Source organism: Mycobacterium asiaticum (assembly GCF_001673635.1).
GTDB lineage: Bacteria > Actinomycetota > Actinomycetes > Mycobacteriales > Mycobacteriaceae > Mycobacterium > Mycobacterium asiaticum_C.
This window is the reverse complement of sequence record NZ_LZMH01000010.1, coordinates 83,931-93,789: the sequence shown is the minus strand read 5'-3', so window position 1 is coordinate 93,789 and position 9,859 is coordinate 83,931. Positions and strand designations below refer to the sequence as shown.

The window sequence follows — 9,859 nt, the reverse complement described above, 5'->3', positions numbered from 1 at the left end:
GTGGGTCGCCGCCGTGACTGACTAAGAGTGCGCGATCAGGCTAGCCGGTCCAACCGCAGTGGCATCGCGATGTCGAGCCACTGGTTCTGCCCGCAGGCGCCGCTCGGGCCGTACGTCTTGTCCTTCCCGGCCATGACCGGCGACCCGAGCTTGTATTCGCCATTGGTGTCTACCGGATAAAAGTAGTAGGTCTGCTCGCCGGTGAACGCGGTGCCGTCCTCGCAGTGCTCCCAATTCGGCACATTGCGTCTGACCTTCCACATCGTCCCGTCGTTCATGTATAACGGCGCGCTCCAGCCCTGGTCGCTGGTCACCGTGCCGTGGCATTCCTGGAAGGTGACGCATGACGAGCTGATGGTCCAGGTCTGGTAGACCGTCGGCTCGCCATGGTATTGATCATTGGTCTGGGCCCAATCGCCGATTGAGGTAACGCGAAATGTGCCGTTGATGGCCACTTCTTCCTTGGTGGTTGCCCCGGCGGTGGCCGCTGTGCCCAAACCGCCGAATACGGTGGCAGCCATCAGGGTTGCGGCGGCAAGTATTCGAGCTGGACGCATCAGGTGCTCCTCGACGCGCAATTATCGACCGACATAGTTCGGCCCATTTTCGGCTTCTGAAACGAGATTAACACCGTTGCAGTCCCGAAAAAATGCCGATTGGAGCTAAAGATTGGCGCACTCACCCGACGGGGTCGAAGTTTGCGATCAGCCAAGAACCGTTGATCTTCGTCAGCCTGACCAGGATGCTGCTATGGGCCTCAATGGGTTCCGGTTTTCGCTTGCTTGTGGTGGTCTGATTGACGAACACCAGCACGACCGCCGAATCGGGATGCAAATCCGAAATTGCGGCCCTAATCACCTTGGCGGTGGTTGTCAGTTGTCCCTGCATGGCCCCCGCAGCGATCTGTTCGCTGAACTTACTGTAGTAAGCCAAGAAATTGCCGGTCAGCCGTGACTTCGCCGCGGCGAAATCGCGGTCAAGAGTGTCGAAGGAGTAGGAGAGCAGCGCCACGGCGCCGTCCGAAGCCACCTGGATCGCTTGGCGCGCAGCGGCGTCGCTCATCTGCTGATCCGGACGGTACTGAACGAAGAACAAGCCGACGGCAGCGCCGATGGTGACAACCACCAACGCCGTCGCCAGTATTGAACGCCACCTGGCCAAGCACCGGCGAGTCCATCGGCCGACGGCCTTTGGTCGGGTGGCGCGTGCCCGTCGTCGTGGCGCGAGGGGTGCGTCCGTCTCGTCACGAGCCGGGGCTTCCAGGCTGTCGTCCGTGCCGTCGTCGTGCTCCCCAGCGGTGTCGACCGACGAGTCCTGCTCAACATTCATTGCAGGAACTCGACTTTCGACATCTTGAACTGACCGCCTTCACGCACGATGTCCATGCTGAGCCGCCACAGTTGCGGTGGCCGTTTCTTGTTATCGGCTTCGGTCACTTCGGATTTCGCCACGATGAGCGCGACCGCGGAACTGTCGGTCGCCGATTGGACGGCAACCGCCTCAACGTTCACTTTGGTGATGGTTTTCGACTCCTGGGCCTGCTCGACCATAAGGCGTGACATCGCAGAGATCTGCTCTTTGAGCGGGCTGGCGGAGGCATCGATGATTCGCTGGACGTCGTCCTTGGCGTGGTTAGCGTCAATCGACATGAGCGTGGTGACTGCCTGCGCGGCCGCCGCGGCATAGTCCTGGGAGAGCTGCCGTTTGTGCGCGATGGTGTGGTGCTGCTGCACCATGTAACCGATGGCGCCGAGCGAGGTCGCGGCAAGCGCGACGCCCACGCCGATTGCTACCGCCTTCCGCCACGGGCGGCGACGCCGCTCTGATCGCCGGGAGCGCCGCAGCCCCAACGACCGTGCCCATTGCGGGCGGCGCCGCTTAACTTCTCGGGATGCGTCGGCGCCTTGGGGGGTCGCGTCGTCGTCTGCGTCGTCCGCCTCGGCGTCTTGGGAGGCCTCGTCGGCGTCATGGGAAGCCTCGATTTCCGCGACCTGGCGCAGCCGGGCGAGGCGTGCACGAGCTTCCTCGGCCTGTGCTTCCGCCTTCGCCACTTCGTCTGCTAGGTCCGCCTCCGAGAGGGTCTCAGCATCAGCGTCGATCACTGAACCAGCGCGTGGCTCGTCGGGGCGGATCGCGCCGTCGGGGGCTCCACCATGGTTGGCGTCAGGCCCGTCCGGATCGTGCACGGAGAACGAGCCTATCACTCTGGCATAGCCTGAACGTCCTTATCGGGCAGCTGCCTTCGCGGTCCACAATGCGGAAATACGCCGGCATTGGACAGCCGGCGGAGTGGCGTCTCGGGCCGGCCCGGCGTCAGCGGCTGGGCTGGGTCGCGATGTACTTCGACCAGGAGAATTCGCTTTTCAGAAGCTTTCGGGTGTGGCAAAGTTATGGCGTGCGATCCATCGTGGCGTTGTTTGCTGCGTTGCTTGGTGTCGGCTTGGTGGCCGCGCCACCGTCCTTCGCTGGGCCGACGGTCTGCGACTATCCCGAGTGCACCCCCGGCATCATGGGGCATCAGGTTCTGGGCACGCCCTGTGAGAACACCACCTATTACGCATTTGGGACCGACAGTATGCCCACCTCTCCGGAATCTGGTCGGCTGATGTTCTGCGGCTCGCCGAGAAGGTACGAACCGCGATGGTTCCGGTCACCTCCGATGGCCGGCGTCAAGGAAGAGGGCGCCGAGTGCCACCAATGGCTGAACTACGTCGCGCAGGCGCCCGACGGTCTGTTCCTGATCTGCATAGCCCACGACACTGTGACGACCTGGGTGCGCGCCGACACGTAAGTCACGGCCGCACCCCATCGCTCGCCTCCGTCGCACCGATCAGCCGATGGATGACGCGACGCAGTTGCACACGCAGCGTGTCGTCGTCGACATCTGCGACCAACGGGTGCATGACACCGACCGCGATGGCGCCCGAAAGCACCGCTGCTGACACCCGCGCGTCCTCGGACGTGTCGTCGACCAGCACGCCGTAGAGCCGGGCGATGAACTGCTGAAACTCTTCCTGCTCGGCGAGCAGCCGCACGATGACCGGATCGAATTGAAGGGTGCTCGCCGCACCGCGACGCTCAATAGCCAGGTCAATGACCCGACCCAGCAGCACCTCTCGCGCCCGCGGAAATTCGTCGTGAGCCTCGGCGGCCTCCAACGCTTCCTCGAGACCGCCGAGTTCACGTTCCGTGAGGGCAACGACGATCTGTTCTTTTGTCTTGAACTGGTGGTAGACGGCCGCCTTCGTGACTCCGATCGCATCGGCGATCATCTGCAGCGAGGTTCCGCCGACACCGTGCTCCGCGATCAATTTCAGCGCCGCGTCCAGGACACGCGTCTGCGCGGCGCTACGCGTGATGAAACGGAACCGGCTGCGGGTCTGACTGCCAGCCTGCTTTGACGACACACCGAGAGCCTAGCCGATCGGCTATTGACCGTCCCTAGCCGATCGGCTACTTTCGGCTCACGGGCTGAGCGAGCACGCCACCGGAGGGAGTTGCTGATGTCCGAGGCCGCTGTCGCGCGCGATTCACCGAGACGAATCGACGGCGAGCTGATCCTGCTGTGGACACTGCCAGTGACCGTGGTCATTTGGATCGCCGCATTTTTCTTGTTCCCGGGATTCAGCCCGCCCATGTCGCCCACCATGACCGCGGAGCAGGTTGCGGCGTTCTATCGCGATCCGGCGCACACCCCCCAAATCCGCTACAGCATGGTGCTTTTCAACTGGTTCGGCGTGTGCCTGATTCCGATCCTGGCCCTCATCGCGGTGCAGATCCGCAGGATGGCGCATCGCACGCCGATCTTCTCCTACGCGATGCTGGGTTGCGCGGCGGGGGGACCCACCCTGTTTCTGATCGCCGATGTCTGCTGGCTGCTGGCCGCGTTCCGCCCGGAACGCAGCGCTGAGCTGACGCAGCTGCTCAACGATTTCGCCTGGGTCACCTTCACCGTCGTGGTTCCCTTTCTAATCGGGCAGAGCGTGATTCTGGCTGCGGCAATCTATTTCGACGATCAGCCGCGACCGATATTCAGCCGCTGGGTGGCCCATTTCAACCTGCTGGTTGCCGCAGCGCTTGTGCCGGCGGCTTTCGTCGGCGTCTCGTTGACCGGCCCGCTGGCGTGGGACGGCGTGTTGTCGTTCTGGTTGAAAAACATCGCCATCGGTCTCTGGGTCGTCGTAATGGGCGCCGTACTGGGCCGGGCGGTTTATCGAGAACGCGCCGAGATCCACAGTTCCACAGCACAACTGGGCGGCGCATGAGCACGCTGACGACCCCGCCGGATTCCGGGGCCCCACTCGATTCAGGGCCTGTCTCAGGGCCTCCCGCCGGTGGATTGCATCGCCGGGTCGCCTGGCACCTGCGGCACAACCCCAAACGTGAGTTGTGGCTGGCCTGGTGGACGCTCGTCGTCTTCTACAACCTGTTCTTTCCGATGGTCTTCATATTGGCGCGAGCCCAGCCGCCGCCGCAACCGACCTGGGACCTCGCGACGCAGACGCACTGGTTCGCCGAACGTCAACTCGGGATACCGATCGGCTTGGGCGTCGTGTTCGCAATCACCGGTATGACCGCGGTGAACAATGCCCTCATTGCGTATTCGATGCGGCGCATGTCGGTCAGCCCCATCTTTGGATATTCGTATCTACTCATCTACTCGTTCAGCGCGGTGCCCGGCCTCCTGTTGCTGTGCATCGCGTTGGTGGTCGGGACGCTGCGGCCCGAGCGAGATCCTCGGGTGATGGGTTGGCTCTACGACTTCGCCTTCCTGTCTTTCGACGGAACCATGGGCGTGTTCCTGATCGGGTCGTTGCTGTGGATGGTCGCGATCCTGATCGACAAGAATAGAGTCTTCCCAAAGTGGTTCGGCTATCTGAACTTGTGCAATGCGCTGACCGAGGTCGTCGTGGCGCCCTGCTGGATCTTCCGCCGTGGCGTACTGGCCTGGAACGGTCAGATCGCCTGGTGGCTGGACATGGTCGTGTTCGGCATCTACCAGGTCACATTCGTTGTCATGCTCTTCAAGATGATCCGGCGGGAAGACTTCGGTACCGGGATACTGCCCGACGGCCCTGCCAAACGGGCGTCAAAAGGAATGACCGCGTCATGACCGACCTCGCCAACAAGAATAAGGATGCACCTTTCGTGCCGGGTCAGCCGGACATGTGGGCCTTCGTCTTGTTCGAAACGTTGATCTTCACCGGCTATTTCGGCTTCTACCTGTTCTACCGCACCCGAAGCCCCGAGCTGTTCCTGCACTCGCAGGCGCAGTTGGACCTGCGTATCGGCGTCGTCAACACCCTCGTCTTGCTGTTGAGTTCCTGGTCGGTGGCGCGGTGCGTTCAGTCGTCCCGCGCCGGCGCCTATCGGCAAGCCCGCAGGGATGTACTCATCACCGCCGCATTCGCCGCAGTATTTCTGTGCTGCAAAGTGTTTGAGTGGGTTCGGTTGGTCGGTGCGGGACATGGGCCGGACAGCGACGACTTCTTCGCGTATTACTTCTTCCTCACCGGCATACATTTCATTCACCTGCTGATCGGTTTCGTTGTCCTCGGCATCATCGTGTATCGACTCCAAGGGGCACGGCGTGGGTCTCAGGAATCCCAGGTGCTCGTAGAAACCTGCGCAACATATTGGCACACAGTCGATTTCCTCTGGGTGCTCATCTTTGCGTTGCTGTACGCGGTGAGGTGACAGTGAAGTTCAACAAAAGGCTACTGGTTGCCTGGGTGGTGCTGGCCACCCTCACGGTCGGTTACCTGGTGATCGACCGGTCGGCGACCAGCGCCAGTGCGATAGTGACATCAAGCGTGATCGTCATCGCACTCATCAAGGTGCGCATCATCTTTCGCGAATTCATGGAAGTCCGGCAAGCGCCCGCGCTGCTGTGCCGGCTCACCGACGCCTGGGTGCTGTTGATCGCGGCCGGCTTGTTTGGCAGCTACTTTATCGGCCTGGCGATCAACTGAGAGGGCGTCCGGGCGGGGGGTCCTGGGGCGTGAACGTTAGGTGCAAGTTGTTGAGCCCGCGCAGAATATAGGTGGGCTCATACAACCAGCGGCGTGCGCCGGCCGGACCGTGTTCGGTCTCGTCGGCTGCGATGTCGGCCATTCGGTCCAGGATGCGCTCGATGGAGACGCGGCCTTCCACGCGGGCGAGCGGCCCACCCGGGCAGGAGTGCACGCCCCGCGCAAAAGCCATGTGTTCGCGCACGTTTTTGCGGTCGAGCCGGAATTCATGCGGGTTCTCGAAGCGGCGGGGGTCGCGGTTGGCTGCGCCCGGAAGCACCATCACCACGGTTCCGGCCGGAATGTCCACTCCGCCAACTTGAGTGCTGCGGCGGGCCAGGCGCGAATCGCTCTTGACGGGACTCTCCATGCGCAGCGATTCCTCGATGAACCCGGGAATGAGGCTTCGGTCGTCGCGGAGCTGTTGCTGGATGTCGGGGCGGTCGCCGATCACCTGCAGCGCGGCACTGAGCAGCTTGGCCGTTGTCTCCTGGCCGGCGGCGAATAGGAACGTCGCCGATCGGACCACGTCGATGACCTCCGGCGTCGACCCGTCCGGGTACTTGGCCGTCGCTAGTGCGGTCAGGACATCCTCGCGCGGGTGGGCGCGGCGATCCTCGATGTAGGAGCTGAACTTATCGTCAAGCCATTCCAGTGGATTCACGCCCACCGACTCGTGGTCCAGCGCCCCGACGCGCCCTGGGCGGTCGGCACCTAATACGACCCGGAACTCCTTGTGGTCCTCCTCCGGGACGCCGAGCAGGTCGGCAATCACCAACGTGGCGAACGGCTTTGAATACTCGCTGATGAACTCGCACTTGCCATTGACCAGGAACTCGTCGAGCTGGCGGTCGGCGAGGCGCCACATGAACTCCTCGTTCTGCTTGAGCCGGCTCGGCGTCAGCAGCCTGCTCAGGATCGATCGCGCCCGGCTGTGGTCGGGCGGATCCATCGTGACCATGTGCTCGAACATCGGGAAACAGTGTCGGTGCTCGTCGATCTGGTGGTTGATGTCATCGCCATCGGGCTGAAACGGCAGCGGCGGGAAGGGGCCGCCGAGCGCCACGCAGTTCGAGAAGGAGTCGGTGTCCTTGTAGACCGCCGTCGCCTCCTCGTAACCGGTGACTGCAACGACGCCGTAGTGGGGCAGCCGCAGGACCGGACCCTTGTCGCGCAAATAGTCGAAGTACTCATAGGGGTCGGGTACCAGCGACGCGTCGGTGAAGAAGTCAATGGTGTCGTAGGTGCTGCTCATCGTGCATTCCTCCCGAAGCCGGCCCCAGAATCGTTCGCCAAATGGTCAATCGGCGACGAGAGCTGGCGTCGCCTGAAAATAGAAAGTCTGCTGAGCACCTGCTTAGCATGGCGGTATTGTCGTGGTCAAGATCACGCGGCCGGACCGAGGCCAGTGGCTACGATCGGCCTGACCGCTAGGGGAACGCAGAGAGCACGGGGTATGGAATGACATCGGCCCGCAGGATCGGGGCGCCGGACGCGAAGAATCGCGGCTTGCTGCTCGACGCGGCCGAACAGCTGATGATCGAAGAGGGCTACGCCGCGGTGACGTCGCGCCGGCTGGCCCAGAAGGCCGGACTCAAGCCTCAGCTGGTGCATTACTACTTCCGAAAAATGGAGGAGCTTTTCCTCGCGGTCTTTCGGCGGCGGGCCGAGGAGGGGTTGCTTGCGCAGGCCCAGCTGCTGCAGTCGCCGCAGCCGTTGTGGGCGCTGTGGAGATTTGGCACCGATCCCGCCTTCGCCCGCATCTCGATGGAATTCATGGCGCTGGCCAATCACCGCAAGGAGATGCGCGCCGAAATTGCCCACTATGCCGAGCGTTTCCGCGAGGAACAACGCCAGGTGGTGGCGACGGCCCTGCGTCGTTATCAGGTGGACACCGACTTCATCCCGCCGGTGGTGTTCACCGTGCTGATGACCAGTTTGTCCCGGTTCCTGGTGCTTGAGCAGGCTTTGGGTGTATCCGGCGGTCACCCGGAGACGCTGGAGTTCGTCGAGAGCCAGTTGCGCCGGCTGGAGGGAGAACCGCAGCCGATTGCGGACATCCCGCCGACCTGGGTGGTTCACCAGTTCCGGATGGAGCAGAGCACGCCCCTGGGTCCATCCTTGGACACGACGACAGCCCCATCCACCGACAGGTCGCAGTGAAACTCCGGCGTGCCGGGTTCGGTGCCGGTGTTGACGACGACCATCGCCCAGTACTCGGGTCTCGCTAGATTCAGTTCGTAGCTCCACGGTTTGCCCGGGGCGATGTCGGCCTGGACGTTGGGTGTGAAGCGGTAGGGATCGTGGCTGTAATCGGCGAAAATCGTCGGTTCTTGATCGATGTAATAGATGTTGGCGTAGATCGGATTCTTCGCGGTGATGGTGTATTTGACGTGATGCATGATCGGGTCATCGGCGTGTGCCCGTCCGGTGCCTACCGACGAGCCCGCCCCACCTACCAAGGCCGCGACCAAGATGGCCGAGCCTGCGCCCACCAACCTGTGCATCACGTCGCTCCTTGAGCCTCAGGGCGCGGACTGGCCGTGCGGTTCGTTACCTGCTCTGCGGCCCGCCAGTGTGCGTCGGCAACCCAGAGCCGCGCAAAGGATGCTATCGCCTCATCGGGCGAGACTCCCCTGATTACGCGCTTTATTTCAGTTGCCGGTTGACGGGCCAGCGACCTCGCGATCGATCGCCAGCCCTCGTCGAATGATGAACGGGGCAGCACTCGATCCACCAGACCGATCCGCTCGGCCTCGCCGGCGTTCAGGGCAGTCCCACTACCCGCCAGGAGCAGCGCCCGGCCCTTTCCCACGAGCGCGGCCAGTCGTTCGGCTCCGCCCCAGGCCGGCATGATTTCCAGCGCCACCTGATTGAAAGCAATCTTGATGTCGTCGGCGGCCACCCGAATGTCGGCGGCGACGGCGACTTCGGCGCCGCCCCCGAAGGCGTGGCCGTTCAGCGCGGCGATCACCGGAGCCGGGAAGTCGGCAAGCTGATCGCAAATTGACCGCATCCGTTTGGCCATCGCCGAGGCGTCCTCCTCGGTCCGAAGTGCGCTGAGCTCTTTCAGGTCGCCGCCCGATACGAAAGCCCGGTCACCGGCGCCCGTGATGACCAGCGTCCGGGCACCCGCGGCCGCATCGAGCGCTTCTTCCAGCTGCTGCATGGTGTCCAGCGCAATTGCGTTGCGCGCGTGGGGGCGATCGATGGTCAGGATTGCGACGCCGGACTCGTCGACCTCCAGGCCCACCATGCTCATTGCTCCTTGGACGAAGACAGTTGATATTGGCATTCTCTAAATGGGAGAATAACATCATCGCCGCAGGCCGAATCGCTTCCAAACAAGGATGGGGGGTTCGATGCGTCGCCATACCGTGGCCGCTGTTGCGGTGTTCGGTGGCGCCGCACTGGCCGCTTGCACATCACCACCGCAGACCCCGCTCGCCAGCACGGCATCTGTCACGGTCAACGGGGTCAAGGCGACTTTCGATGTCGTGACGTGCACCCAGGTGCAGTGGTACCGAACGATCCACATTGGCCACAAACTTTCCGGGGCCACCGTCGTCGTGGACGGGCGCGCGGCCAAAGCAGTCGCCGAGTCCGCCCGCATAAACAATGTGGGCGGCTTCACCGGCATGTATTCGCAAGGCGGCGGCGACGCGGCAGAAACCCGCTTCGACGGCAGCACCTACCTCATCACTGGCGTGGCGGCAGGCTCCAGTACCGCGAATCCGACCGAACCGGCGACTGCGGAGTTCAAGATAAGCGCAAAATGCTGACCTTCCGGCTGGCTTTGGTCTGACCGCGACACACGGACCGGCTGCGGCGCGCTGCTCGTTGCGCTG

Annotated in this window: 14 protein-coding genes; 7 read left to right on the top strand and 7 right to left on the bottom strand. The window is 63.0% G+C overall.

Annotation, left to right across the window (positions count from 1 at the left end):
- Window positions 1-35: 35 nt before the first annotated feature.
- The 3 genes from A5645_RS03090 to A5645_RS03080 form a co-directional block, all read right to left on the bottom strand.
- On the bottom strand, window positions 36-557 hold the full coding sequence (locus tag A5645_RS03090) for an Rv2253/PknI dimerization domain-containing protein (RefSeq protein ID WP_065037441.1): 522 nt from the start codon (window positions 555-557) through the stop codon (window positions 36-38).
- 121 nt (window positions 558-678) lie between these two features.
- A complete protein-coding gene (locus A5645_RS03085; protein ID WP_253866837.1) occupies window positions 679-1,329 on the bottom strand; it encodes an Rv1363c family protein in 651 nt (216 codons plus the stop codon).
- On the bottom strand, window positions 1,326-2,186 hold the full coding sequence (locus tag A5645_RS03080) for an Rv1363c family protein (protein WP_065128434.1): 861 nt from the start codon (window positions 2,184-2,186) through the stop codon (window positions 1,326-1,328). Before A5645_RS03080 ends, A5645_RS03085 begins: the two co-directional genes overlap by 4 nt.
- A gap of 221 nt (window positions 2,187-2,407) precedes the next feature.
- Here A5645_RS03080 and A5645_RS03075 point away from each other — a divergent pair, with 221 nt between their 5' ends.
- Complete coding sequence (locus tag A5645_RS03075; protein WP_065128465.1) at window positions 2,408-2,791, top strand: hypothetical protein; 384 nt, start codon at window positions 2,408-2,410, stop codon at window positions 2,789-2,791.
- Window position 2,792: 1 nt separating this feature from the next.
- Here the strand turns inward: A5645_RS03075 and A5645_RS03070 are convergent, their stop codons facing one another.
- The gene (locus A5645_RS03070) at window positions 2,793-3,329 is read right to left on the bottom strand and encodes a TetR/AcrR family transcriptional regulator (RefSeq protein ID WP_065037443.1); all 537 of its coding nucleotides are present in this window, start codon (window positions 3,327-3,329) and stop codon (window positions 2,793-2,795) included.
- 174 nt (window positions 3,330-3,503) lie between these two features.
- On the opposite strand from A5645_RS03070, the gene A5645_RS03065 reads away from it, so the two are divergent.
- Genes A5645_RS03065 through A5645_RS03050 form a run of 4 tightly spaced genes read left to right on the top strand, consistent with a single transcriptional unit; the run spans window position 3,504 to window position 5,972 of the window.
- Complete coding sequence (locus tag A5645_RS03065; protein ID WP_065128464.1) at window positions 3,504-4,265, top strand: hypothetical protein; 762 nt, start codon at window positions 3,504-3,506, stop codon at window positions 4,263-4,265.
- Window positions 4,262-5,113: a hypothetical protein gene (locus A5645_RS03060; RefSeq protein WP_065128433.1), complete on the top strand. Its 852-nt coding sequence runs from the start codon at window positions 4,262-4,264 to the stop codon at window positions 5,111-5,113. Before A5645_RS03065 ends, A5645_RS03060 begins: the two co-directional genes overlap by 4 nt.
- Complete coding sequence (locus A5645_RS03055; RefSeq protein ID WP_065037409.1) at window positions 5,110-5,697, top strand: cytochrome c oxidase subunit 3 family protein; 588 nt, start codon at window positions 5,110-5,112, stop codon at window positions 5,695-5,697. Before A5645_RS03060 ends, A5645_RS03055 begins: the two co-directional genes overlap by 4 nt.
- On the top strand, window positions 5,694-5,972 hold the full coding sequence (locus A5645_RS03050; protein ID WP_065128432.1) for a cytochrome C oxidase subunit IV family protein: 279 nt from the start codon (window positions 5,694-5,696) through the stop codon (window positions 5,970-5,972). Before A5645_RS03055 ends, A5645_RS03050 begins: the two co-directional genes overlap by 4 nt.
- Here the strand turns inward: A5645_RS03050 and A5645_RS03045 are convergent.
- Window positions 5,965-7,266: a cytochrome P450 gene (locus A5645_RS03045; RefSeq protein ID WP_065037411.1), complete on the bottom strand. Its 1,302-nt coding sequence runs from the start codon at window positions 7,264-7,266 to the stop codon at window positions 5,965-5,967. The genes A5645_RS03050 and A5645_RS03045 overlap by 8 nt on opposite strands.
- A 206-nt stretch (window positions 7,267-7,472) precedes the next feature.
- Between A5645_RS03045 and A5645_RS03040 the strand changes: the two genes are divergently transcribed.
- On the top strand, window positions 7,473-8,174 hold the full coding sequence (locus tag A5645_RS03040; protein ID WP_065037412.1) for a TetR/AcrR family transcriptional regulator: 702 nt from the start codon (window positions 7,473-7,475) through the stop codon (window positions 8,172-8,174).
- Here the strand turns inward: A5645_RS03040 and A5645_RS03035 are convergent.
- Together A5645_RS03035 and A5645_RS03030 are read right to left on the bottom strand one after the other, a co-directional pair.
- Window positions 8,090-8,518: an Rv2576c family protein gene (locus A5645_RS03035; protein WP_065037413.1), complete on the bottom strand. Its 429-nt coding sequence runs from the start codon at window positions 8,516-8,518 to the stop codon at window positions 8,090-8,092. The genes A5645_RS03040 and A5645_RS03035 overlap by 85 nt on opposite strands.
- Window positions 8,518-9,267: an enoyl-CoA hydratase/isomerase family protein gene (locus A5645_RS03030; RefSeq protein ID WP_065037445.1), complete on the bottom strand. Its 750-nt coding sequence runs from the start codon at window positions 9,265-9,267 to the stop codon at window positions 8,518-8,520. Before A5645_RS03030 ends, A5645_RS03035 begins: the two co-directional genes overlap by 1 nt.
- 106 nt (window positions 9,268-9,373) lie before the next feature.
- Between A5645_RS03030 and A5645_RS03025 the strand changes: the two genes are divergently transcribed.
- Window positions 9,374-9,793: a lipoprotein LpqH gene (locus tag A5645_RS03025; protein WP_065128462.1), complete on the top strand. Its 420-nt coding sequence runs from the start codon at window positions 9,374-9,376 to the stop codon at window positions 9,791-9,793.
- The last annotated feature ends 66 nt before the right edge of the window (window positions 9,794-9,859 follow it).

What these genes read in the sequence shown, in the direction of transcription:
- A5645_RS03060 (WP_065128433.1), top strand. Translation starts at nt 4,262, where the DNA reads ATGAGCACGCTGACGACCCCGCCGGATTCCGGGGCCCCACTCGATTCA.
- A5645_RS03045 (WP_065037411.1), bottom strand. Translation starts at nt 7,266, where the DNA reads ATGAGCAGCACCTACGACACCATTGACTTCTTCACCGACGCGTCGCTG.
- A5645_RS03025 (WP_065128462.1), top strand. Translation starts at nt 9,374, where the DNA reads ATGCGTCGCCATACCGTGGCCGCTGTTGCGGTGTTCGGTGGCGCCGCA.
- A5645_RS03040 (WP_065037412.1), top strand. Translation starts at nt 7,473, where the DNA reads ATGACATCGGCCCGCAGGATCGGGGCGCCGGACGCGAAGAATCGCGGC.
- A5645_RS03030 (WP_065037445.1), bottom strand. Translation starts at nt 9,267, where the DNA reads ATGGTGGGCCTGGAGGTCGACGAGTCCGGCGTCGCAATCCTGACCATC.
- A5645_RS03035 (WP_065037413.1), bottom strand. Translation starts at nt 8,518, where the DNA reads ATGCACAGGTTGGTGGGCGCAGGCTCGGCCATCTTGGTCGCGGCCTTG.
- A5645_RS03055 (WP_065037409.1), top strand. Translation starts at nt 5,110, where the DNA reads ATGACCGACCTCGCCAACAAGAATAAGGATGCACCTTTCGTGCCGGGT.
- A5645_RS03085 (WP_253866837.1), bottom strand. Translation starts at nt 1,329, where the DNA reads ATGAATGTTGAGCAGGACTCGTCGGTCGACACCGCTGGGGAGCACGAC.
- A5645_RS03090 (WP_065037441.1), bottom strand. Translation starts at nt 557, where the DNA reads ATGCGTCCAGCTCGAATACTTGCCGCCGCAACCCTGATGGCTGCCACC.
- A5645_RS03065 (WP_065128464.1), top strand. Translation starts at nt 3,504, where the DNA reads ATGTCCGAGGCCGCTGTCGCGCGCGATTCACCGAGACGAATCGACGGC.